Origin of the sequence: Methylorubrum thiocyanatum (genome assembly GCA_014138645.1) — a bacterium.
In the GTDB taxonomy this organism is placed as follows: Bacteria; Pseudomonadota; Alphaproteobacteria; order Rhizobiales; family Beijerinckiaceae; genus Methylobacterium; species Methylobacterium thiocyanatum.
Map to the genome: position 1 here is coordinate 548659 of JACJIB010000004.1, position 24343 is coordinate 573001.

General features: G+C 70.4%; 18 protein-coding genes. 10 read left to right on the forward strand and 8 right to left on the reverse strand.

Annotated elements, in window-relative coordinates:
• Positions 1-7: 7 nt before the first annotated feature.
• From pncA to HNR51_RS13820, 4 genes are all read right to left on the reverse strand, one after another.
• On the reverse strand, positions 8-634 hold the full coding sequence (gene pncA, locus HNR51_RS13805) for a bifunctional nicotinamidase/pyrazinamidase (protein WP_182555275.1): 627 nt from the start codon (positions 632-634) through the stop codon (positions 8-10).
• 83 nt (positions 635-717) lie between these two features.
• Entirely contained in the window at positions 718-1689 is a 972-nt protein-coding gene (locus HNR51_RS13810; protein WP_182555276.1) for a quinone oxidoreductase family protein, read from the reverse strand.
• Between the two features lie 137 nt (positions 1690-1826).
• Positions 1827-2054, reverse strand: a complete 228-nt coding sequence (locus HNR51_RS13815; protein WP_182555277.1) for a hypothetical protein — start codon at positions 2052-2054, stop codon at positions 1827-1829.
• The gene (locus HNR51_RS13820; RefSeq protein WP_012456081.1) at positions 2051-2254 is read right to left on the reverse strand and encodes a hypothetical protein; all 204 of its coding nucleotides are present in this window, start codon (positions 2252-2254) and stop codon (positions 2051-2053) included. Before HNR51_RS13820 ends, HNR51_RS13815 begins: the two co-directional genes overlap by 4 nt.
• 356 nt (positions 2255-2610) lie before the next feature.
• On the opposite strand from HNR51_RS13820, the gene HNR51_RS13825 reads away from it, so the two are divergent.
• A complete protein-coding gene (locus tag HNR51_RS13825; protein WP_182555278.1) occupies positions 2611-3849 on the forward strand; it encodes an FAD-dependent monooxygenase in 1239 nt (412 codons plus the stop codon).
• Positions 3850-3901: 52 nt separating this feature from the next.
• Here HNR51_RS13825 and HNR51_RS13830 read toward each other — a convergent pair whose 3' ends face one another.
• Positions 3902-4354 (reverse strand): DUF488 domain-containing protein, encoded by a 453-nt coding sequence (locus HNR51_RS13830; protein ID WP_012456079.1) that lies wholly within the window; start codon positions 4352-4354, stop codon positions 3902-3904.
• A gap of 197 nt (positions 4355-4551) precedes the next feature.
• Between HNR51_RS13830 and HNR51_RS13835 the strand changes: the two genes are divergently transcribed.
• From HNR51_RS13835 to HNR51_RS13850, 4 genes are all read left to right on the forward strand, one after another.
• The gene (locus tag HNR51_RS13835) at positions 4552-5403 is read left to right on the forward strand and encodes a glycoside hydrolase family 25 protein (protein WP_012456078.1); all 852 of its coding nucleotides are present in this window, start codon (positions 4552-4554) and stop codon (positions 5401-5403) included.
• Positions 5404-5674: 271 nt separating this feature from the next.
• On the forward strand, positions 5675-6436 hold the full coding sequence (locus HNR51_RS13840) for a Crp/Fnr family transcriptional regulator (RefSeq protein WP_182555279.1): 762 nt from the start codon (positions 5675-5677) through the stop codon (positions 6434-6436).
• Between the two features lie 324 nt (positions 6437-6760).
• The gene (locus HNR51_RS13845; protein ID WP_182555280.1) at positions 6761-9577 is read left to right on the forward strand and encodes a PAS domain S-box protein; all 2817 of its coding nucleotides are present in this window, start codon (positions 6761-6763) and stop codon (positions 9575-9577) included.
• A 73-nt stretch (positions 9578-9650) separates the two neighbouring features.
• Positions 9651-10043, forward strand: coding sequence for a DNA-binding transcriptional response regulator (locus HNR51_RS13850; RefSeq protein WP_182555281.1), 393 nt, complete (start codon positions 9651-9653; stop codon positions 10041-10043).
• 7 nt (positions 10044-10050) lie between these two features.
• Here HNR51_RS13850 and HNR51_RS13855 read toward each other — a convergent pair whose 3' ends face one another.
• Positions 10051-13197, reverse strand: coding sequence for an efflux RND transporter permease subunit (locus HNR51_RS13855; protein ID WP_182555282.1), 3147 nt, complete (start codon positions 13195-13197; stop codon positions 10051-10053).
• 137 nt (positions 13198-13334) lie between these two features.
• Between HNR51_RS13855 and HNR51_RS13860 the strand changes: the two genes are divergently transcribed.
• Complete coding sequence (locus tag HNR51_RS13860; RefSeq protein WP_141953263.1) at positions 13335-14543, forward strand: efflux RND transporter periplasmic adaptor subunit; 1209 nt, start codon at positions 13335-13337, stop codon at positions 14541-14543.
• 119 nt (positions 14544-14662) lie between these two features.
• Here HNR51_RS13860 and HNR51_RS13865 read toward each other — a convergent pair whose 3' ends face one another.
• Both HNR51_RS13865 and HNR51_RS13870 read right to left on the reverse strand, forming a co-directional pair.
• Complete coding sequence (locus HNR51_RS13865; protein ID WP_182555283.1) at positions 14663-16747, reverse strand: methyl-accepting chemotaxis protein; 2085 nt, start codon at positions 16745-16747, stop codon at positions 14663-14665.
• A 176-nt stretch (positions 16748-16923) separates the two neighbouring features.
• Positions 16924-17961, reverse strand: coding sequence for a methyl-accepting chemotaxis protein (locus tag HNR51_RS13870; protein ID WP_182555284.1), 1038 nt, complete (start codon positions 17959-17961; stop codon positions 16924-16926).
• A gap of 463 nt (positions 17962-18424) precedes the next feature.
• On the opposite strand from HNR51_RS13870, the gene HNR51_RS13875 reads away from it, so the two are divergent.
• The 4 genes from HNR51_RS13875 (at position 18425) to HNR51_RS13890 (ending at position 24087) form a co-directional block, all read left to right on the forward strand.
• Positions 18425-18886, forward strand: a complete 462-nt coding sequence (locus tag HNR51_RS13875; RefSeq protein WP_182555285.1) for a cupin domain-containing protein — start codon at positions 18425-18427, stop codon at positions 18884-18886.
• Between the two features lie 7 nt (positions 18887-18893).
• Positions 18894-19337, forward strand: coding sequence for an anthrone oxygenase family protein (locus tag HNR51_RS13880; RefSeq protein ID WP_182555286.1), 444 nt, complete (start codon positions 18894-18896; stop codon positions 19335-19337).
• 185 nt (positions 19338-19522) lie between these two features.
• Positions 19523-22591 (forward strand): excinuclease ABC subunit UvrA, encoded by a 3069-nt coding sequence (uvrA, locus tag HNR51_RS13885; RefSeq protein WP_182555287.1) that lies wholly within the window; start codon positions 19523-19525, stop codon positions 22589-22591.
• Positions 22592-23145: 554 nt separating this feature from the next.
• A complete protein-coding gene (locus HNR51_RS13890) occupies positions 23146-24087 on the forward strand; it encodes a transporter family protein (RefSeq protein WP_012456067.1) in 942 nt (313 codons plus the stop codon).
• Positions 24088-24343: the final 256 nt, after the last annotated feature.

Below are 24343 nucleotides of genomic sequence, written 5' to 3' on the forward strand. Positions count from 1 at the left end.
CAGGGTGTCAGGCGAGGGCCCCGCTCTCGACGCGCCCGACCCCTGCCCGCTCCATCGCGTCCCAGGCCCGCGCCAGCGACCCGTCGAGGTCGATGCCGCGCACGGCGTCCTCGACCACGAAGACCTCGAATCCGTCCCGGCGCGCGTCGAGGGCGCTCCAGAGGACGCAGAAATCGGTGGCGAGTCCGGCCAGCAGCAGGCGCTTCAGGCCGCGCTCGGCGAGGTAGCCGGTGAGGCCCGTGCGGGTCCGGCGGTCGGCCTCCAGGAAGGCCGAGTAGCTGTCGATGCCGGGGTGATAGCCCTTGCGGATCACCAGCTCGGCCCGCTCCGTGTTCAGGCCGGCGGCCAGTTCGGCGCCGCGCGTGCCCTGCACGCAGTGCTCCGGCCACAGCACCTGCTCGCCGTAATGCAGGTCCGCGATGTCGTAGGGCGCCTTGCCCGGATGGCTTCCGTGGAAGGAGGCGTGGCCGGGCGGGTGCCAGTCCTGGGTGAGGACGACGTGGGGCACGCGCTCGGCCAGCCGGTTGATCGGGGCGATCACCGCATCGCCCTCGGGCACGGCCAGCGCGCCGCCGGGCAGGAAGTCGTTCTGCACATCGATGACGAGCAGAACGTCGGTGCTTGTGAGAGGCATGGCAAAGTCCGAAGGTCCCGAGGGACGAGTCCGTCGGCGGGTCCGGGCGGAGCCCGGAATCCTTTGATCCTATGAGCGGGGGATCACGGCGTCATCACCGTCGTGCCGGTGGTCTGCCGCCCGGCGAGGTCGCGGTGGACCTGCGCCGCATCGGCGAGCTTGGCCCGGGCGTGGATCGGGATCTTCACCGCGCCGCTGGCCACCACCTCGAACAGCTCGGCGGCGTTGGCGTCGAGGCTCTCGCGGGTGGCGATGTGGGTGAACAGGGTCGGGCGGGTGGCGTAGAGCGAGCCCTTGGCGGCGAGGATGCCGATGTCGAACGCCTCGATGGCGCCGGAGGACGAGCCGAAGCTCGCGAAGATGCCGAAGGGGGAGAGGCAGTCGAGGGAGGCGGGGAAGGTCGCCTTGCCGACGCCGTCATAGACCACCGGCACGCCCTTCCCGCCCGTGATCTCCTTCACCCGGGCGGCGAAGTCCTCGTCGCGGTAGAGGATGACGTGGTCGCAGCCGTGTTCGCGGGCGAGTTCCGCCTTCTCCTGCGAGCCCACGGTGCCGATCACGGTGGCGCCGAGATGCTTGGCCCATTGCGTGGCGATGAGGCCGACGCCGCCGGCGGCGGCGTGGAACAGGATCGTGTCGCCGGGCTGCACCCGGTAGGTCCGGCGCAGCAGGTACTGCGCGGTGAGGCCCTTGAGCATCATCGCCGCGGCGGTCTCGTCGGAGATCGAATCCGGCACGTGGACGACGCCCTTGCTGTCCACCACCACTTCCTCGGCATAGGTGCCGGTAGCGCCGGCATAGGCGACGCGCTCGCCGACGCGGAAATCGGTCACGCCCTCGCCGAGCGCATCGACCACGCCCGCACCCTCCTTGCCGAGGATGAAGGGCAGCGAGGGGGCCTTGTAGGCGCCGGAGCGGAAGTAGATGTCGATGAAGTTGACGCCGATGGCGGTCTGGCGGACGCGGATCTGGCCGGGGCCCGGCTCGGGCGAGGGCACGTCCTCGTAGACCATCGCTTCCGGCCCACCGTAGGCGTGCACCCGGATCGCCTTCATCGCGCTCTCCCACCCGTTCCCGTTCTCGGATGACAGGCGAGATATCGGTCCGGCGCGGACAGGCAAGGGGCGCACGGCGCTTATGCCCGAACCTCACCGGCCGGGCGCCCGGGGCGCGCCCAGAGGCATTGGGGGGCCTACTCTTCCCGGACCGCGACCTGCATGCCCATGCCCGACAGGCAGCGCTCGATGCGCTCCGTGAGTTCGGGCGTCAGCTCGCGCACCTGGACGTGCAGGGTGCCGGTGTCCTCCGGGCGCACGATGACCCGGTAGCGCAGGCCCTCATCCTCCATCTGGCGCAGCAGGTTGCTGCTCGCCGTGGTCATCGCGGCAATGTGCTGATCGATCAGTTCGGGCTTCATCATCCACGGCCATCCTGTCCGCCGGCCGTGCCGGCCTGTCGGGGCGCGGCGGCGGCCTCGCCCCCGTCCCGCGGCGGCCGGACGTTCTGGACGGGCGGAAACAGCCGCGCGAGCCCGCGCGCCACCCCGGAGAGGACGGGGTCGAAGGACGAGTTGAACCGTGTCCGTACGACGTCCGGCTGCGAGGTGATGAACGGCTTCATGGAACGCCCCTCAGACGTCTTGACCACTGCGACTTCGAGACCGTGCGGCGAGACCGCGCAGCGGCTTGAACATAGGTTAGCAATGCTGCAGGCGGGATTTGGTTCATTCCGACCGGCTCCTAAACCGCACGCCTGCATCGTACCCTTGAGCCGTACCCTTGCGCCGCACTTGACCCCGCGCGGCCCGCGCCTCTGTAGGAAGGCGAGGAATGCCGGGCCGCCACGGTCCGCTTGACGGTCCGCCCGCAAGCCCCTTCCGGGCTTCGATCCCGGTGTCCTGCAGTCCTCTCCCGCCGGCCCGGTCGCCGACCGGCCGGCGCGGGGCTTTTCGAGGGTGTTTCAAGGAGTCTCCCATCGTGACGGTCCCGGTGCCGACCTCCCCCGCCCGCCCCTCGCCCGCCGCCCCGCCGGCCTTCGCGGTCGCGGTGGTGGGAGCCGGAGCCGCGGGGCTCGCCGCCGCCCTGGCGCTCGCCCGCGACGGGGTGGAGACGGCCCTCGTCGGGCGTCACGCGCCGGTGGCGGACGGGCGCACGGTGGCCCTGCTCGACGGCTCGGTGCGCTTCCTCACGGTCCTCGGCGCCTGGGCCGAGATCGCGCCGCATGCGAGCCCGCTCGCCGAACTCCAGATCGTGGACGATACCGGCAGCCTGTTCCGGCCGCCGCCCGCCCGCTTCTCGGCCGCCGAGATCGGCCTGCCCGCCTTCGGCTGGAACGTCGAGAGCGCCCGCCTCGTCGAAACCCTGCGGGGTCAGGCCCGCACCACGCCGGGCCTGACCCTGTTCGAGGCGGATTCGGCCGGCATGCGCCTCGCGGACGGGGCCGCCGTGCTGGACCTGGAGGACGGGCGCAGCCTCGCGGCGCAGCTCGTCGTCGGCGCCGACGGGGGCCGCTCGCCCCTGCGCGCGGCCTCGGGCCTGCGCAGCCGGGAATGGTCCTATCCGCAGGCGGCGCTCACCACCCTGCTCGCCCACGAGCGGCCCCACCGGGACATCTCCACCGAATTCCACACCCGCAACGGGCCCTTCACCCTCGTGCCGCTGCCCGGCGGGCACCGCTCCAGCCTCGTCTGGGTCACGACGGAGCGGGCGGCCAAGCGCCTCTCGGGGCTCGAAGACGGCGGTCTCGCTGCGGCGGTGGAGCATCAGGCCCGCTCGATGCTCGGCGCCATGCGGATCGACGGCCCGCGCGGGCTGGTGCCGATGCGCGGCCTCTCGGTGGAGCGGCCGGTGGCCGAGCGCCTCGCCCTGATCGGCGAGGCCGCCCACGTCTTCCCGCCGATCGGGGCGCAGGGGCTGAACCTCGGCCTGCGCGACGCCGCGGCGCTACGCGATGCGGTGTTCTCCGCCCGCGAGGCGAACCGCGATCCGGGCGCTCCGGCCTCGCTCGCAGGCTTCGGGCGGGCGCGGGGCGTCGATGCGCGGCTGCGCGGCGCGGCGGTGGACATGCTCAACCGCTCGCTGCTCACCGATCTCCTGCCCGTCGATGCCCTGCGCGGCCTCGGGCTCGTGGTGCTCGGGGCGATCCCGCCCCTGCGGCGCCTCGTGATGCGCGAGGGCGTGCAGCCGCGCCTGGGCGCGCCGAGCCTGATGCGCTGATTTTTGGGGAGTTTCCGGAGCAGCCGCAGCACGCGGTCAAGCTCCGAAAAAATCACAGAAAATCGCCGTAGAGATCGACCGTCTCGAAGCCGCGCGGGGCCAGCCGCTCCGCCAGAACGCGGCGGTGGCAGCGGGCCGGGTCGCGCTCGAAGCAGAGCAGGCAGACCGGACGCTCGGCGGCCAGATCCGCCAGGGCGTCGAGGGCGAGCCCGCCGTCGGCGGTGTCGAGCACCTCCTCGCAATAGATCCGGCGCATCAGCCCGGCATCGTGGGCGCGGGCCGCCTCGCGGCCGGATTTCGGCGTGCCGAGGCTCCGGAAATGCTCGTAGCCGAGCCCGGCTTCCACGAGTCCCGCCTTCAGCGCGCCTTTCGAGAAGCCGCGCTTGCGCGAGTTGGCCACCGCCCGCACGTCGGCGAGCACGGCCACGTCCGCCGCCTTCAGCGCGGCGTGCAGACGGTCCGGCGACAGGCCTTCGTATCCGATGGTGAACAGAGTCTTGCGCATCGCGGTCTCAGGGAAAATTCAGGATCGACAAGCTTTTAGATGGGGGCGTCCCGGCCGCCGGACAGCACGGGCGGCATCTATGTGCCTGCGGCGCAACGCCTTCCGGAATTCCGCCGCAATGACGGCAAAGTTCTGTTAACCGGACCGGAGGCATCGAATACCCATTGAAGTCGCACGCAAGAAGTGGCGGGCCGTCGATGTCGCTGGACACCGAAATTTCCTCGAGGCGCGCACCGGCTCCGCGCGGCTGGCTCAAGCGCGGGCTCGCCGCCCTGCTGCTGTCCGGGCTCGCGGCCTGCGCCGCCCAGAACGACTTCTATCCCACCAAGGGCGATGCCAAGCCCCATCCGGGCGTGGCACGGGCCAAGAGTCACCCGATCCAGGGCATCGACATCTCGAAATGGCAGGGGCCGATCAACTGGGCCTCGGTCAAGAGCGCGGGCACGCAGTTCGCCTATATCAAGGCGACGGAGGGCGGCGACCACGTCGACGAGCGCTTCCGCGAGAACTGGGACGGCGCGGGCCGGGCCGGCGTGCCGCGGGGCGCCTACCACTTCGTGTTCTGGTGCCGCTCGGCCGAGGACCAGATGGCGTGGTTCAAGCGCAACGTGCCGAACGATCCGACCGCCCTGCCCCCGGTGCTCGACGTGGAGTGGAACGGCCACTCGGCCAAGTGCCCGAAGAAGCTGCCCAAGCCCCAGGCGCTCGCCATGATCCGCTACATGCTGGACGAGATGGAGGCCTATACGGGCAAGCGGCCGATCATCTACACCGACATCACCTTCCACAAGGACGTGCTGGAAGACGAGCTGCCCGACTACCCCCACTGGGTCCGCTCCACCGCGGCCGAGCCCGAGCAGCGCTACGCCAACCGCAAGTGGATGCTCTGGCAGTTCACCTCGACCGGCCGCGTGCCCGGCGTGCGCGGCGACGTCGACCGCAACGCCTTCTACGGCACCCCGACCGAATGGGCCTCGTTCCTCGCCACCGATTGCGATCCGCGGGAGCATCGGCGCCTGTCGAGCCAGGGGCTCTGCACCGGCAAGTAGGACGGGCGACCAAGACGAGCGCCCGGGTGGGACAGACAAAAGGGCCGAGGCGGAGAAGAAGGAGCCGGCTATCCTGCCGCCAGCTCCCGAGATCATCTTATCCTATGTTATGATTTTTCGCGGCTTGCTCCTGAAGAGGCTCGGGGCGTAACTTGGCCGTGACTGCAATTTTTTCGTGCGCGGAAGCCCATATGTCTACTTGTAGACAGACTGCGCGCCGAGCGTTGCGCTAGGAGCCGCCTCCTGCGACCAGACGGACTTCGAGCTAGACATGCCTTCGGCCACAGAGCGGTGCTTTGAAGGCAATCTGCTCCTCGCGTGTCTGAGCCCCAAGGATCGCGGCCTGCTCCTGCCCGACATGGAGCGGCTGGAATACCAGCGCGGCGAGACGCTGTTCGCCGCCGGCCGCGAGGTGGATTTCATCACCTTCCCCCTCGACCAGACCGTGGTCACCCTGCTGATCTCGATGATCGACGGGCGCAGCGCCGAGACCGCCACGATCGGCCGCGAGGGCGCGGTGGGCGGCGTGGTCAGCAACGGCGGCCTGCCGGCCTCGACCCATGCCCTGATCCAGATCGCCGGCCCGATCCTGCGGATGGAGTCGGTGCGGCTGCAGGAGGCCAAGCGGCGCTCGGAATCCCTGCGCAACCTGTTCACCCGCTACTCCGACTGCCTGCTCGCGCAGGTGCTGCAATCGGTGGCCTGCAACGCGCTCCATCCGATCGAGGAGCGCTGCCTGCGCTGGCTGCTGACGCTTCAGGACCGGCTCGACAGCAACGTCCTGCCGATCACCCAGGAGGCGCTCGCGGCGATGCTCGGCGTGCAGCGCACCTATCTCACCCGCATCCTGCGGATGCTGCAGCAGCAGGGGCTGATCGAGGTCGGGCGCGGGCGCATCACCGTCCTCAACCGAACGGCGATCGAGACGGTCGCTTGTGAGTGTCATGCCTGCGTCAAGCGGCATTACGAGACCGTGCTCGGCGCCGTCTACAGCCCGAGCGGGCGGCTCGTCGCGATCGAGCCGCCCGAGTAGGGCCCGGGATGGGACCCCGGATTCACCCCGGGCGGTGGTCGCCGGTTTTCGGATTAAGACGATGCAGCAACAGGAACTTGACGCGTCGTCCCGGACCGGGCTTGCCCGACGCGGCGCCGGGGCGCCCACTCCGAAGGGGCATCCCGGATTCTCCACCGGGCGGCTCGGGGATTCCGGCTGGCGTCTTGTGCCCGACACATCGCCGATGCACCATCCTGGCCGTCCGGATGGCAGGTCACCGCGAGCGGCTCCGGGGGAAGGGCGCCGCGATCGTCCGGGTCACTGGGCGCGCCCCTGCCAGGGGCGCCTTTGCCGGGTCCGTCCATGAGCCGACCGCCCGACGCGTTCGCACATCCCCCCTTCGAGGCCGAGCGGCTGGCCGCGCTCGACCACTACGGCATCCTCGACACGCCCGCCGAGACCGCCTTCGACGATGCCGTTGCGCTGGCCGCGCAGCTCTGTGGAGCACCGACCGCCCTCGTCAGCCTGCTGGCCAGCGACCGGCAATGGTTCAAGGCCCGGCTCGGTTTCGCGCCCGGCGAGACCGGACTCGACCACTCGATCTGCGTTCACGCGCTGGCCGAGCGCGCCCTCCTGGTCATTCCCGACCTTGCCGCCGACCCGCGCACCCGTGCCAATCCCCTGGTCACGAAAGAACCCGGAATCCGCTTCTATGCCGGCGCGCCCCTGATCACCCCGGAAGGGGTGGCGATCGGAACCCTGTGCGTGCTCGACACCGTGCCGCGGCCCTCGGGGCTGAGCGACGCGCAGGGCGCGGGCCTCACGGCGCTCGCCCGCACGGTGATGACGCAGCTCGAACTGCGCCGCGGCATCGCCGCGCGCAAGTCCGAAGCCGCAGCCCTGGCCGACAGCGAACTGCGCCTGCGGCTCGCGGTCGAGGCGACCGGGGCCGGCATCTTCGACGACGACCTCGTGGCGGGCACCCTGGCCTGGGACCGGCGCACCCGGGCCCTGTTCGGGGTCGGGCCGGACGAGCCGGTGAGCTATGCCGGCACCTTCCTCGCCCGCCTCCATCCCGAGGACCGGGCGCGCACCGATGCCGCGGTACAGGCGGCCCTCGACCCCGCCGGACCCGGCCTGTTCGACTGCACCTATCGCACGATCGCGGCGGACGGCACGGTGCTCGCCTGGGTCGCGGCCCGCGGCACCCTCGTCGTCGAAGGGAATGGCGGACAACGGCGGGCGCGCCGCTTCGTCGGCACGGTGCGGGACGTGACCGCCGAGCGCGCGGCGCAGGCCGCCGTCGCGGCCACCGAGGAGCGCTACCGCCTCGTCACCCGCGCCACCAACGACGCGATCTGGGACTGGGATCTCGTCGCCGACCACGTGCTGTGGAACGAGGCCCTGCAGGCCGCCTACGGCTGGGCACCGGAGGCGGTCGAGCCGACCGGCCGGTGGTGGCTCGACCGCATCCATCCCGAGGATCGCGTCCGCGTGGAGGCGGATATCCGCCGCGTCATCGACGGCGACGGACAGGACTGGCACCACGAATACCGGTTCCGCCGCGCCGACGGCGCCTATGCCGACGTGCTCGACCGCGGCTCGATGGCGCGCGGGGCCGACGGCAGGCCGCAGCGCATGATCGGCGCCATGCTGGACCTGACCGAGCGCAACCGCGTCGCCGCCCAGCTCCGGGCGGTGGTCGAGGGCGCCAATGTCGGCATCGTGCAGATCGATCCGCGCACGATGGTCGCGCTGGAGGCCAACGCCAAGCTCTGCGCGATCTGGGGCGCGGAGGAAGCCGACATCGTCGGGCATTCCGTCGCCAAGTGGACGCCGGAGGCGGATGCGGCGGAGCGCGACCGGCTGCACCGCCGGCTGGCCGCGGGCGAGATCGTGCGCGAGACCCTGGAGAAGCGCTACCGCCGCAAGGACGGGCGCCTGATCTGGGGCCGGGTCAACCTCGTCTCGCAGGTGCGCGGCGAGGCGATCCAGGCCACGGCGATGATCGAGGACATCACCGCGGAGAAGGCGGCCGAGGCGCGCCAGGCGGCGCTGATCGAACTCGGCGACGGATTGCGCGACGCCGCCAGCCCCCTCGAGATCCGCGGGATCGTGGCCCGGGTTCTCGGGCGCACCCTCGGCCTGCGGGATGCGGGTTACGCGGCGGTCGATGCCGCGGATCTCAAGGGGACCGGCGGCGCCGCGCGCGAAGGAGCGGACGCAGGAGCGGAGGAGGGAGCGGACAGGGGAGCAAATCGGCGTGCCGCCTCCGCGCCGTTGCCGGCCACGCTCGCGCGGCTGCGCCGCGGCGAGACCCTGGCCGTGGCCGATCTGAGCGCCGATCCCGGCCTCGCACCGGATGCAGGCGGCTACAGGGCCGCCGGCATCCGCGCCCTGATCGCGGTGCCGCTGATGCGGCGGGGCGCGTGCGCCGGCCTCGTCTACGCCCACGCCGCCGAACCCCGGGCCTGGGACGCGGGCGAGATCGATTTCGTCCGCGAGGTGACCGGCCGGGTCTCGGTGGCGCTCGCCCGCATCCAGGCCGAGGAGCAGCAGCGCTTCCTCAACCGCGAGCTGAGCCACCGCCTGAAGAACACCCTGACCATGGCCCAGGCCATCGCCTCGCAGACCCTGCGCAACGTCAGCGACATCGCCGTGGCGAAGGAGGCGCTGGTGGCCCGGCTGGTGGCACTCGGCAAGGCGCACGACATCCTGCTCTCGGGCGAGGGCGAGGGGGCGGCTTTGGAGGCGGTGATCGCCGGAGCGCTCGCGATCCACGACGACGGCGAGCCCGGCCGCATCCACCTGTCCGGGCCGGCCCTGGAAGTCGGGCCCAAGGCCGCCCTGTCGCTGGCGCTGATGATCCACGAACTCGCCACCAACGCAGCCAAGTACGGCGCCTTCTCGGTGCCGGGCGGGCGCGTCGGCGTGGACTGGACCGTCGCGCACGGGCGCTGGCCGGAGGATTCGCAGGACGCCGAGCCGATCGTGACGATGACCTGGGTCGAGAGCGGCGGGCCGCCGGTCGCCGCGCCCACCCGCAAGGGCTTCGGCTCGCGTCTGATCGAGCGTGGATTCTCGGGGGCGGTCGGCGGCGAGACGCAGATGACTTACGCCCGCGAGGGCGTGACCTGCCGGATCCGCGCCCCCCTGAAGGGGCTTCTCGAAAAAGAATAGGACGAAAAGCGAGGCTCCGGGCAACGAACCGGCCGTTCGCCGCTTGTCGGCAAGGACGCGCCCGAGGAGCTTCATGGACAGGCCCGCTTCCCCCGACCCGCACAACGCCGTGCGGCCGCTGGCTCTCGTCGTGGAAAGCGAGACGGATGCGCGCATCGCGACGGCGGATCGTCTGGCGGAGGCGGGCTTCGAGGTGCTGGAGGCCTGGAGCGCGCAGAGCGCCCTCCTCCAGATCGAGCGTCACCCGCGGCTGCGCCTCGTCGTCGTCGATGCCGACCTGCCCGGTGCCGAGGCCCGGTTCGCCCTGACCTGCGAGATCGCTCGGAGCCGGCCGGATCTCGCCCTCATCGTCCTCTCGGCCGGCCCCGCCCCCGATCCCGGCGCGCTGCCCGAGGGCGCCCGCTTCGCCGCCAAGCCTCTGACCGCGGCGCGGGCGCGGGTGTTGCTGGACGGGCTCGTCGCCTGAGGCAGGCTCACTCCGCCGGTGTCGGCCTGGCCTCCCCGCCGCTCGCCTTCGCCCCCTCCCCCCGCAGCCGCTCGGCGGCGACGTAGAAGACCGGGGTGACGAACAGGGTCAGGATCGTCGCCACGAGGAGGCCGCCGATCACCACCGTGCCCATGGAGAGTCGGGCATTCGCCCCCGCCCCGCTGGCGATCGCGAGCGGCACCGAGCCGAGGATGAAGGCGAACGAGGTCATCAGGATCGGGCGCATGCGCATCCGCGTGGCGTGCCGGGCCGCCTCCAGGGCGTCCTCCCCCTGCTGGCGCAGATCCTCGGCGAAGGAGACGAGCAGGATCGCGTTCTTGGCGGCGAGGCCTACGAGAAGCAGCAGGCCGATCTGCCCGAACACGTCGAGCGGCATGCCGCGCAGCGCGAGGAACCCGACCGCGCCGAAGATCGCGAGCGGCGTGGCGAGCAGGATCACCAGCGGCAGGCGCAAGCTCTCGTACTGCCCGGCCAGGAAGCAGAAGATCATGAACACGCCGAGGGCGAAGATCAGCGGCGCGACGTTGCCGGCGATCTTCTCCTGATAGGCGATCTCGGACCACTCGATGGAGGTGTTGCGCGGCAGATCCTCGGCCAGTTCCTCGATCGCCGCGATCACCGTGCCGGAACTGGATCCGGGGGCGACCGTCACCGCCACCTCGATCGCCGGATAGGTGTTGTAGGACAGGACCGCCGTCGGCCCCGTCGTGAACTTCGCTTGCACCAGGGAGCCGAGGCGCACGGGCTCGCCTTGGGCGTTGAGCACCGTCAGCGCCTCCAGATCCTGGAACAGCCGCCGCCCGGACGCATCGCTCTGGACGTAGACCTGGTAGACGAAGCCGAAGCGGTTGAAGAGATTGACGAAGCTCGACCCGACATAGGTGCCGAGCGTCTCAAACAGGCGCGCCAGCGGCACGCCGAGCTGCTCGGCCTTGGCCCGGTCGATGTCGAGGCGGATCTGCGGCACGCCCCATTGCGTGGTGGGCGTGGCGCTCGCCACCCCCGGCAGCGCCTTGATCCTGTCGATGAACGTGCTGGCCGTCCGCGCCAGATCGAGGCCGCCGTTGCCGGAGCGGTCCTGGATCTCCAGCGTCAGGCCGCCGCGGGAGCCGAGTCCCGGCAGCGGCGAGGGATTGGCGATGTTGACCTGCCCGTCGGGGTCGTTCCTGAAGCGCGCCTCCATGTCCCGGATCAGGTCGTCGACGGTGGTCGTGCGCTCGTCCCAGGGCTTCATGATCGGGATGTTGAAGCCGTAGAACGGGGCGACCGTATCCGCGAGGAAGCTGCGCCCGCTGACCCCGATGGTGTGATCGACGTCGTCGCGGTCGCGCAGGGCGGTGCCGAGGCGGGCGTTCATCGCCTCCGTGCGCTGCAGTGAGGCGCCCAGCGGCATCACCACCTCGACATAGGCATAGCCCTGGTCCTCGTCCGGTACGAAGCCGGTCGGGCGCTGCATCAGCAGCAGCACGGTGGCGCCGGCAAACAGCGCGAAGACGACGAGCGTCAGGACGACGTGGCGGGCGAGCCCGCCGATCACCCGGACGACGAAGCCGGCCGAGCGCTCCAGGGCCCAGTTGAACCCCTCCAGCGGCTTGCGCCACCAGCGCGTCGTCCGGTGCTGCTCCGGCGGGTGGGGCTTCAACAGCAGGCCGCACAGGGCCGGCGTCAGGGTCAGCGAGACGACCGCCGAGATCAGCACCGAGATGGCGATGGTGAGCGCGAACTGGTTGTAGAGCTGTCCCGTCAGGCCGGGGATGAAGGCCACCGGCACGAACAGCGCGGCGAGCACCAGCGTCGTCGCGATGACGGGACCGCCGATCTCGTTGACCGCCTCGCGCGAGGCGGGCTTGGGCTCCATGCCCTCCGCCATCAGCCGCTCGGTGTTCTCCACGACGATGATCGCGTCGTCCACCACGAGGCCGACCGCGAGCACGAGGCCGAGCAGGCTGAGCGTGTTGAAGGAGAAGCCGAGCAGCGCCATCGGCCCGAAGGTGCCGATCAGCGCGATCGGCACGGCGATGGTCGGGATCAGGGTGGCGCGCCAGTTCTGCAGGAAGAGGTAGGTGACGACCGTGACGATCAGGATCGCCTCGATCAGGGTGCGCACCACCTCGTAGATCGCTTCCTTGACGAACTCGGTCGAGTCGAGGGCAACCGCGTAGTGCAGCCCGGGCGGGAAGCGCTTGGCGAGGTCCGCCATGGTCGCGCGCGTCCCGTTCATCACGTCGACCGCGTTGGCGTCGGGATTCTGGAAGATGCCGAGCGTGGCCGAGGGCTTGCCGTCGAAGTTCGAGGTGACGCCGTACTGCTCCGAGCCGAGTTCGACGCGGGCGACGTCCGAGACGCGCACCACCGAGCCGTCGGGGTTGGCCCGCAGGACGATGTTGCCGAACTCCTCCGGCTTCATCAGCCGGCCCTTGGTGACGAGCTGCAGTTCGAAGGGCGTGGCGCGATCGATCGGCAGCTTGCCGAGCGAGCCCGTGGTCACCTGCGCGTTCTGCGCCTCGATCGACTGGAGCACCGTCTCGGTCGAGAGGGCGAGCGCCTCCATCTTGGCCGGATCGAGCCAGATGCGCATGGCGTAGCGCATGTTCGAGAAGTTCAGGATGCGGCCCATGCCGGTGACCCGGCGCAGGGGCTTGATGACCTGGGTCTCGGCGTAGTTGGCCAGGAACAACTCGTCGAAGCCGGTGCCCTCGTCGGCGTAGAGCACGACGTTGCCGAGGCGCTGGCGCGACGATTTCTGGATCTCCAGCCCCTGCGCTCGCACCGCCTCCGGCAGCTTGGCCTCGGCGCGGCTCGACCGGGTCAGCACTTCCGCGGCGGCGGCGTCGAGGTTCGAGCCGACCTCGAAGGTGGCGTCGATCGAGACGCTGCCGTCGGTGGAGGAGGTCGACTGGATGTAGATGAGGTTGGGCGCGCCGTTGATCTCCTGCTCCAGCGGAATCGCGATCGACTCGTAGGCCTGCTGGGCGGAGGCGCCGGGATAGGTCGCCTGGATGTTGATGATCGGCGGCGCGATCTCGGGATACTGCGCCACCGGCAGGGTCAGCCCGGCGACGATGCCGATCACCGTGATGATGACCGAGATCACCCCCGCGAGGATCGGCCGGTCGACGAATCGGGCGAACATCCGAGGGGCCGGCTCCGAAGATTCAACGCTGCCGTGAAAGTCCCGCGTGCAACGTCTTGGGACTCCGCGTGTTCCCTTCGGTGCCCGCCGGGCGGGTTCGGGCGGGCACCCCCGTCCTGCTGTGGAGAATGGATCACGTGCGCGCCGGCGTCGGCTTCGTCATCACCGGCCTCGTCGTCGGGGCTCTCGGGATCGCCGGAGGGGCATGGTGGGGGATGGGCCATCCGATCCCCGGCTTCCTCGCCCATCACTTCAAGATGGCGAGCCGCGCCGAGACGAAGAAGGGCAACGAGGAGAAGCCGCTGGCGGTGCGGGTGGTGCGCGCCAGCCGCCAGGACGTACCGGTCGCCTTCGAATATACCGGCACGATCATCTCGCCTCGCGACGCGGAGCTGCAGGCCCGGGTGACCGGCTTCGTGGTGGAGCGCCCGTTCGAGCCCGGCGGCATGGTCAAGAAGGGGCAGGTGCTGTTCCGCATCGATGCGCGCCCGTTCGAGGTCGCCCTGAAATCCGCCGAGGCCCTGCGCGACCAGGCCAAGGCCACCCTCGCCTTCGCCCAGGCCGAGGTGAACCGCACCGAGCAGCTCGCGGACAAGGGCTTCGCCACCGAGCAGCGGGCGCAGCAGAACCAGTCCAACCTCGCCTCGGCCACCGCCAAGCTCGACGAGGCGGAGGCCGCCATCGCCCGTCAGCGGCTCAACCTCGAATACGCGGTGATCCGCGCGCCCTTCGACGGGCGCTCCAGCCTGTCGCTGACCAATGTCGGCGACATGGTGATCGAGAACCAGACCAAGCTCGTCTCCGTGGTCCAAGTGAACCCGATCGACGTGCAGATGGCCCTCTCCTCCGAGGATGCGGAGGCGGTGCAGGTCGCTCAAGGAGAGGGGCGGGTGAAGGTCCAGCTCCTCGACGCCCGGCGCGAGCCCGTGCGCGAGGCCACGATCTACCGGCTCGACAACCGCTTCGATCCCCGCACCGGCCGCCGCCTGATCCAGGCGTGGCTCGACAACGCGGACGAGCGCTACCTTCCCGGCCGCTTCGTGCGCGCCCGGATCGAGGTCGGGCGGCAGGAGCGCCTGCTGGTGCCGACGATCGCCCTCTCGGCTCAGCTCGACCAGCAGGTGGTCTGGACGGTGGACGAGGCCGGCACGGTGCACATGACCGCGATCGAGGTCGGCGACGTCTACGGCGACAACACCGCCGTGCTCAAAGGCCTCAAGCCGGGCACGCTGGTCGTGACCGACCATCTCCAGAGCCTGCGCCAGAACCTCAAGGTCGAGCCGCGCATCGGCGACGCGGTCAGCGCCGTGGGCGACACCCCCGCCCAGGGCGAGGCGCGGCACTGATCCTGAGATTCCGAAGGGATCATCCCTTCGGAGGGGTATCGGGGCAGCGCCCCGATCTCCCTTCGACCAGGGCTCCGCCCCGGACCCGCGAAGGAATCATCCCTTTCGAAGCCCCTGACTCAGGCCGCTCGCACCTGAGCGAGGAAGCCGCCGACCTCCGTGCGCAGGGCCGCGGCCTGACGGGCGAGGTCGCTTGCCGCGCCGAGCACTTGGTTCGAGCCGGCGCTGGCGTCGTCGGCGGTACGGGCGACGCCCGCCACGTCGTCCGAGGCGCGGCGCGCGCCTCCCGAGGTCTCGACGGTGGTGCGGGCGATCTCGGCGGTCGCCGCGCCCTGCTGCTCGACCGCGGCGGCGATGTCGCCCGAGATCCGCGACAGGTCGCGGATGGTGCGGGCGATGCCGGTGATGCCCGAGACCGAGGCGCCGGTGGCGGCCTCGATCTCCGCCATCCGCCCGGCGATCTCGTCGGTGGCCCGCGCCGTCTGGGCGGCGAGCCCCTTCACCTCGGCCGCGACGACGGCAAAGCCCCGGCCCGCCTCGCCGGCGCGGGCCGCCTCGATGGTGGCGTTGAGCGCGAGCAGGTTGGTCTGGCCGGCGATCTGCGAGATCAGGCCGACGATCTGGCCGATGCTGTTTGCGGCCGTGGCGAGGCGCTCGACCTCCCCGGCGGTGCGGGCCGCCTCCTCCTCGGCGGCGCTCGCCGCCAGCGCCGAGGAGCCGACCTGGGCGGAGATCTCGCGGATCGAGGCCGAGAGTTCCTCGGTCGCCGCGGCGATGCCGTCGGAGGAGCGCGCCGCCTGCGCCGAGGCCTGCGCGGCCGAGGCGCTGAGGGCGGAGGTGTCGCCCGCCGCCGTGCTCAGCGCCTGCGCGGCGCCCTCCAACTGCTGGGCTGCGGCCGAAACCGCCTCGACGATGCCGCCGACCCGGGCCTCGAAGCCGTCGGCCACCGCCATCATCGCCGCGTGGCGCCGGACGGCCTCCTCCTCGGCGCCGCGCTCCTGGGCGGCGCGGATGCGGGCGCGCTCGGCCACGCTGTCGCGGAAGGCCACCGCCGCGGCGGCGATGGCGCGCAGCTCGCCCGGACCCTTCACCGGGATCTCGACCTGCGTCTCCCCGCGCCCGATCGCGGTGAGCGCGCGGGCCATCCGGCTCAAGGGGCGCGCGATGGCCGAGCCGAGGCCGAAGGCCAGCGCCACCGAGAGCAGCAGGGTGGCGAGCGCCGCCCCGGCCCAGAGCCACACGGTGCGCTCGGCCTGCGACCGGGCCGCGCCCGCCTCCCGCGCCAGGGCGGCGGTCAGCTGGTCCTCGATCCCCTTCAGCCCGTCGATGCGCCCCGTGGCGAGCCGGAACCAGCCCTTGGCGTCGGTGAAGCCGGGCGTCTGTCCCGGCGCCGTGTCGAGGGCGAGGGCACGGATCCGGGCGACCTCGCGGGCGGATTCCGACGCGTTCGCGGAATCGAGCGCGGCGATCGCCTCCGCATGGCCCGTCTCGCGGAACAGCCCCTCGAAGGTCGTCTGATCCGCCGCCAGACCGGCGAGGCGGCGCAGGCCGGCGAGGTCGATCGCGCCCGCGGCGAACACGGCCGAGGCCGCCGCCCGCTCCTGGCCGGCGAACTCCTTGAGCGAGAGGAAGGCGGACAGGGCGGAGACGCGGGCGCCGATCGCCGGGTCGGCGGCGATCTGGGCCACCTCGCGCACGGTCCCGAGCGCGCCCGCGATGATGCCGGTATAGACAGCGAGGTTGGCCGGAACGCCGACTTCGAGCCGATCCACGGCGCCGCGATGGCGCTCGATCCCGGCGAGCCGCTCGCGCAAGGCCGCCGCCTTGCGCGCGAAATCCGCGTCGTCCCCCGCCCCGGCTTCGCGATCGGCGGCGTCTAGATCGGCGATCAGGGCGGCGCGCGCCGCATCCGTCAGCGTGCGCTGCGCGGCGAGTTCGGGAGCGAACTGGCTGCCCTTCGAGCCGAGATAGAGGCTGGAGGCGCCGCGCTCCTTCTGCGCCTCGTGGACGAAGGCGCCGATCCGCACCGAGAGGCCGACCCGTTCCTCCATCCGCGCCATCGCCCGGCCCTGTCCCGCCCGCTCCGTGACCGCCACCCCCGCGACGGCGCCGAAGGCGAGGCAGGGGATCAGGGCCACCGCGACGATGCGGGCGCGCAGGGACGACGGCAGCACCGCGGAGGGGAGGGAAACGGGCAGAGGCATGATGGAACGGTCCGTACCGAAAACGGCCGGAGCATGCGGCTCGAACGTAAACCCAAAATTGCCGCCAAGAAGAAATGCCTAATTTTTGCGCAATCAGGCTATAATTTCCGCTCAGATGGTCGTGTCGGGCGGACCGAGCGTTCCATGGTTGCCTGCGTGGTTAATCCCGCCCGGTCTCAATTAATCCGTTGCTCGATGACACCGCGCCAGCCCAGGCCACGATACGTTTCGTAGCCCGGTGTTTCGTGGAAGGCGACGAGATGTCCTTGTGAATCCCAGTAATGTCCCTGGGGCTGACCACCGGTGCGAAGCGGATAAGTCTCGGTCAGCACGCCCTCGTCCCGAGAGCAGGCGATCACGCGGTTTCGGGCATCCAAGAGCATGACACGGGTGCGGTCCTTCTCGCCGGCTCCCAGCCGGACCCCCTGGACGATGGCGCGGGCCTGGGGCCGCCAGTCGAAATGGATGGCCAGGACGCCGAGCGGGGCCCCGTCGGAGCGGCCGTCGGCGCGCACGCTCGCGCAGTAGGTCGCGACCTGCGCCCCGTCCAGGCGGGCCTCGGTCCGCACGTCGGCCGCCGTGAACGCGTCCCCGTTGCGAAGCGCTGCCGCTTCTCGGAACCAGGCTTCGGCGCCGACCTGCGACCCGATCGCGTCCGGATAGGCGTCGGGACGGCCATTGGCGATCACCCGGCCCTCGAGGTCGCACAGCCAGAGATCGAGGTAGACCGTGTAGGCCGACAGGATCACGCCGAGTCGCTCGGAGGCATGGGCCACGGCCGTCGGCGTCGGATCCAGGCCGCAGGCGACCACGGCGGCATCGGTGGCCCACCAGCGCACGTCGCAGGTGCGCTCGTAGAGGTTGCGGTCGATCAGCTCGACGGCATTCAGGGCGAGATCGACGCAGCGCGTCGCCCGCGCCTCGCTCGCGAGCCGTTCGACGGCTCCGGTCAGCTCGTCCACCCCCGTGCTGAGGCCGCGCCCGAGGGCCGCCGCCAGCGTCTCGACCTCGGTCGAGACCGTCCGGACCTCCTGGGCGACGACGGAGAACCCGGCGCCCTTCTCGCCGGCATGGGCCGCCTCGATCAGCGCATTCAGCGCCAGCAGCTTCATGCGGCTGGCGATCGACTGGATCGAGCCGAGATTGGACGAGGCATTGGATTTCAAGGTGTGCGCGGATGCGTTGACGACGTGGGCGAGTGTCAAGTTGCTCATACGAACCCCCGAGATCGATCCGTGCCGGCGCTTCCGAAACCGCACCCGATCGCGTGGATCGAGCGGTGTGTCGGGGTCTTTGGCTCGAAGCACATCCTTGCACCGAACCATCATGTGGTTCGAAGAATCATGCTCCTGCTTCGCTCGGCAGTGTCGATAAGATCGGGTTGTTTTATTAATACAAATCTAACTCAAGAGAAATCCTTATTGGGCTCGATTTGTGCTTTGGCTGCTTTTTAAGCTGCTTGGTTGATTCGTAGCGTGACTGCCGTGCCGATGAGCATGATCTCTCCAATATGATCAGGTTGCGGGCATTGGCTGCGGCATGAAGGTGCATCGGGATTCGTGGCACGGGATGTCGCACCCGGGTCTCGACATCGGTGGCCGGTGGCACATGTCCACGAAGAGTGGCACGCGGTCTTCAAGAGCAACCTGACGCCTGCCGATGCGCGGGGAGAGCACCATGTCCGCATCCGATGGAGCCGGAGGGGCCTTGTCGCCCGACGCGGCGGGTGGCCGCTTCGACCTCCACGCCATCGCGAAAAGCCTTCCCGCGCACGCATCGACCCTGCTGGTCGATACCTACCTGTCCGACCGCGCGGCGGCGAGCGTGCGGGTGTTCCGGGTCTACCGCCCGACCCCGCCGCACGACCACGAGACCTGCGACGAGGTGCTCGTCTGCCTGTCCGGCCGCGGGACGTTCTGGATCGGCGAAGCGGGACGCGAGGCGGAGTTCGGCCCCGGTCAGCTCCTGCTGTTCGACCGGCGCACCGTCCACGCCCTGCCGCAGATCCTGGAGGAGCCGCTGGTCTTCCTCTCCGTCGACACGCCGCGGCGCGAACCCACCGACATCGTCTTCGTGAACCCGGAGGACGGGACGCCCGCGACCTTCATGGCGCGCAATGCCGGGGATGGGGGAGCGTAGCCGCCCGATGATCCCCGGCCTCCTCGCCCTCGTCATCGCCGCCCTGTTCACGGGGGCCGCCCTCTACATTCTCGTCGCCGAACAGCCGGCGCGCCTGCTGATCCCCGAGCCCGCCCTGCTGGTGCAGTGGCGCCGGGCCTATCGCGGCGGCACCGCCATGCAGGGAAGCCTCGCGGTCGCCGGCTTCCTCTGCGCCGCGCTGGCGTGGTGGCTCACCGGGCGGACGGGCTTCCTGGTCGGAGGCTTCGTGCTCGTGGCGAACTGGCCCTACACGCTGATCGTGATCATGCCGGTCAACCGGCGGCTGGAGGCGCTCGAACCGCCCGCTGCGGGGCCGGAGATCCGCGCCCTGGTCGCGCGCTGGGGGCGCCTGCATGCGGGCCGCTTCGGGCTCGGGGGCGCGGCGACGCTGATCCTGCTCGGGACGCTCGCAAGCTTGACCGTTGTTTGAGCGTTGCCTGAACGTTTCGGGCCGGCATTGCCGTCGTACCCGTTCCGTTCTAGTGGTTTCGGGCCGCCCGGAACCCATCTTCCGTCCCCGGAACCTGTCTTGCGCGCGCGGCATATCCGTTGCCCGTCCGAACACAGAGGGCGCCGCATCGGTTCGCCCGGATCGTCGCAGAGAACTTGTCGTCCATGGCCAAAGCCAAAGCCCGCAAAGCCGAGACCGCGGCCGCAACCGAGGAACAGACCGACGCACGGCTCTCCGCCCTGTTCGATGCCGCCGGTTCGGCCCCGCGCGACACCCGCGTCATCTCGGTGCGCGGCGCCCGCGAGCACAATCTCAAGAACGTCGATCTGACGATTCCCCGCGACAAGTTCGTGGTGTTCACCGGCCTGTCGGGTTCGGGCAAGTCGTCGCTGGCCTTCGACACGATCTACGCGGAAGGGCAACGCCGCTACGTCGAGTCGCTCTCGGCCTATGCCCGCCAGTTCCTGGAGATGATGTCGAAGCCCGATGTCGATCAGATCGACGGGCTCTCGCCGGCGATCTCCATCGAGCAGAAGACCACCTCGAAGAATCCGCGCTCCACCGTCGGCACCGTCACGGAGATCTACGACTACATGCGCCTCCTGTGGGCGCGGGTCGGCATCCCCTACTCGCCCGCCACCGGTGAGCCGATCGAGAGCCAGACCGTCAGCCAGATGGTCGACCGGGTGCTGGAACTGCCCGAGAAGACGCGGCTCTACCTGCTCGCGCCCGTGGTGCGCGGGCGCAAGGGCGAGTACCGCAAGGAAATCGCCGAGTTCCAGAAGAAGGGCTTTCAGCGCCTTCGCATCGACGGCGAGTACTATCCGATCGACGACGTGCCGAAGCTCGACAAGAAGCTCAAGCACGACATCGACGTGGTGGTGGACCGCATCGTCGTGCGCGACGACATCGCCAGCCGCCTCGCCGACTCCTTCGAGACCGCGCTCGATCTCGCCGACGGCATCGCCGACATCGAGTTCGCCGATGCGCCGGAAGGCGAAACCCCGAAAAAGATCACGTTCTCGTCGCGCTTCGCCTGTCCCGTCTCCGGCTTCACGATTCCCGAGATCGAGCCGCGGCTGTTCTCGTTCAACAACCCCTTCGGCGCCTGCCCGACCTGCGGCGGCATCGGCCACGAGATGCGGATCGACCCCGAACTCGTGATCTCCGACCCCGCGCTGACCCTGAAGCGCGGCGCGGTCGCTCCCTGGGCCAAATCGACCTCGCCCTATTACGACCAGACGCTCGACGCGCTCGCCAGGCATTTCGGCTTCAAGACCAGCGTGGCGTGGTCGGCGCTCCCCGCGAGCGCCCGCGACGTGATCCTGTTCGGCACGGGCAAGGAATCGGTGCGCTTCGACTACAACGACGGCCTGCGCTCCTACTCGGTCAACAAGCCGTTCGAGGGCGTGATCCCGAACCTGGAGCGGCGCTACAAGGAGACCGAGAGCGACGCCTCGCGCGAGGAGATCGGCCGCTTCATGAGCGCGACGCCGTGTGCCGCCTGCGGCGGCAAGCGGCTCAAGCCCGAGGCGCTCGCGGTCAAGATCGACCGGCAGGACATCGGCGACGTCACCGCTTTGTCGGTGCGCGAGGCCCATCGCTGGTTCTCCGAGATCTCGGCAAAGCTCACCGACAAGCAGAACGAGATCGCCGTCCGCATCCTCAAGGAAATCCGCGACCGGCTGACCTTCCTCGTCGATGTCGGGCTCGAATACCTGACGCTCGCCCGCGGCTCGGGCTCGCTCTCGGGCGGCGAGAGCCAGCGGATCCGGCTCGCCTCGCAGATCGGCTCGGGGCTCACGGGCGTGCTCTACGTCCTCGACGAGCCCTCGATCGGCCTGCACCAGCGCGACAACGAGCGCCTGCTCGGCACCCTCAAGCGCCTGCGCGACCTCGGCAACTCGGTGATCGTGGTCGAGCACGACGAGGACGCGATCCTCCAGGCCGACTACGTGGTCGATGTCGGGCCGGGCGCGGGCATCCACGGCGGCGAGATCGTCGCCCAGGGCACGCCGGAAGAGCTCCTGAAGGATCCGGCCTCGCTCACCGCGAAGTACCTGACCGGCGAACTCTCGGTGCATACGCCCAAGGCCCGGCGCAAGCCCGGCCGCGGGATGCTGCGGCTGGTGGGCGCGCGCGGCAACAACCTGAAGAACGTGACCGCCGAGATTCCGCTCGGCACCTTCACCTGCATCACCGGCGTCTCCGGCGGCGGCAAGTCCACGCTGGTGATCGACACGCTCTACAAGGCGGCGGCCAAGCGCCTGAACGGCGCCCTGGAGCACCCGGCGCCGTTCGAGCGGATCGACGGGCTGGAGCATCTCGACAAGGTCATCGACATCGACCAGTCGCCGATCGGCCGCACCCCGCGCTCGAACCCGGCGACCTATACCGGCGCCTTCACCCCGATCCGCGACTGGTTCGCCGGCCTGCCCGAGGCCAAGGCCCGCGGCTATCAGGCGGGCCGCTTCTCCTTCAACGTGAAGGGCGGGCGCTGCGAGGCCTGCTCGGGCGACGGCGTCATCAAGATCGAGATGCACTTCCTGCCCGACGTCTACGTCACCTGCGACGTGTGCAAGGGCAAGCGCTACGACCGCGAGACGCTGGAGGTGCGCTACCGCAACAAGTCCATCGCCGACGTGCTCGACATGACGGTGGAGGAGGCGGCGGATCTGTTCAAGGCCGTCCCGTCCATTCGCGAAAAGATGGAGACGCTGGCCCGGGTCGGCCTGCACTACGTCCGCGTCGGCCAGCAGGCGACCACGCTCTCGGGCGGCGAGGCGCAGCGGGTGAAGCTCTCGAAGGAGCTGTCGAAGCGGGCCACGGGGCGTACCCTCTACATCCTCGACGAGCCGACCACCGGCCTGCACTTCCACGACGTCGCCAAGCTGATGGAGGTGCTCCACGAGCTGGTCGAGCAGGGCAACACCGTCGTGGTGATCGAGCACAACCTGGAGGTCATCAAGACCGCCGACTGGGTGATCGACATGGGCCCCGAGGGCGGCGACGGCGGCGGCCGCGTCGTGGCGCAGGGCACGCCGGAGGAGATCGCCGCGAGCACGGCGAGCCATACCGGCCGCTTCCTGCGCGAGGTGCTGGCGCGGCGCCCCGCCGGCAAACCGCCCAAGCCGGGGGCCGGCAAGGCTGCGGACAAGGCCGCGGACAAGGCACCCTCGAAGGCCGCACCGCGCCGCCGCGGGGCGGCCGCGGGTCGCCAGGCCGCCGAGTAGGGGCCGGCTCCGGGGCCGGTTCGGCGGGGCGCGCAACCTGGCGGCAGCCGGGTCGTCCCCGCCCCGGAAACGGGCCGGAGCGACGATTCGGCCGGCTGCGCCGCTCCGGTCGTCCCGCCCGTGGGCCGGTCCACGCCGGCGAGGGGCGGATCCCTCGTTCGCACTTGCGCAATCGCCCGGACCGTCCTGCCGAAGCATCCCGGCCGGGAGACGCGTCCAATGGCTTGATGGCAATGTACTATTTCGCTTGAATGCCGCCCTGCACCGTCGCCGGGCCAAGATCGACTGCATTAACGGATCGTTAAGAACCCTGTTGCTCCGCAGCGAAAATGCGGCTTTTGCGCAACGGTAGGGTCCGAACTGCCGAGATTGGAGGCAATCCCCTGTCTTTCGCAGCCGGTCTGTAGAATAGTTCCCGACGTCGAGACTTGAGGTGCGGCCGTAAGGGGGCCCCGGCATCACACCAGCCATCCCACTCTGGGGAGAGAGGGAGGCCAGAGGGGTGCGGGCGCTACGGGGCGGACGCCTGAAATCCTTGGGAAGGAACGAGAAAAATGATGAAGAACTGGCTCGCCGCAGGCGCGATCGCGCTCACGGCCGGAATGACGACGACCGTCGCCCAGGCGCAGACGACCACGGTTCCCGGTGAGCAGGTCGGTCTGGCCGTTGGCGCGCCGCTCCCCGAGGGCATCTACGCGATCAACACCTTCACCTACCGCAGCCCGGATGGCCCGAACGCGACCGCGGTCGACACCGCCGTCAACATTCCGATCCTGGTGTGGGCGACCCCCTACGTGCCGTTCGGCGGCCGGCTCGAGTTCGTCGTGGCCCCCCCGACCGTGTTCACCTTCAGCCGCGCCGCGGGCGGCCGTGACACCTCGATCAACGTCGGCACCTTCGTCGGCGCGATCTGGGCGTTCGACCTCGGCGGCAACATCGGCGTCAGCCTGCTCGGCGGTTCGTACCTCAACGAGCTCAACGCCGGTCGCGGCGGCGGCCTGAACATCCTGGCCTCCAACACCTACCGTGTCGGCGGCGCGATCAGCTACACCGGCGACGGCTGGAACCTGACCGCCAACCTGACCTACAACTTCTACGACTCGCCCAGCCGCTTCGACGGCCGCAACGGCATCCCCGGCTTCTTCGGCCCGGTGCAGATCTCGGACGCGTTCAACCTCGACCTGACCGCGACCAAGAAGTTCGGCAAGTTCGAGATCGGCGCGATCGGCTACGGCACGGTCAACCTCGACCCGAACCTGCTCGCCTTCGTGAACGACCCGACCAGCCGCATCGGTCGCGGTGGCCGGTTCGCCCTCGGCGGCCTCATCGGCTACGACTTCGGACCGTTCTCGGTTCAGGCCTACGTCGCCCGCGACGTCGTGACCTCGGCCGGCGTCCGCGAGAGCACCGATGGCTGGTTCCGCATCATCGCTCCGCTCTACACCCCGGTGGCTGCGGCCGCTCCGGCCCCGGCTCCGCTGGTTCGCAAGTACTGATCGCCACGCGATCGCTTCGGTCGGGGACGCGCGCAGCGTCCCCGGTCACAAGGGTGACGAAGCCGTCCAGCCGCAAGGCCGGGCGGCTTCGGCCGTTTCGGGACCGTGGCGCGGGACCGTGGCGCGGGCGCCTTTCGACGCGGCCCCGGGCGGGTGTCGGGGCGGCCGGCGCCGCCTTATCTTGTCGGAAGCGCCGCCCGGCCGGCCCCTCGCGAACGGGAGACGGACGCGTGGCGCCCACGGGCTCGCCGTCCCG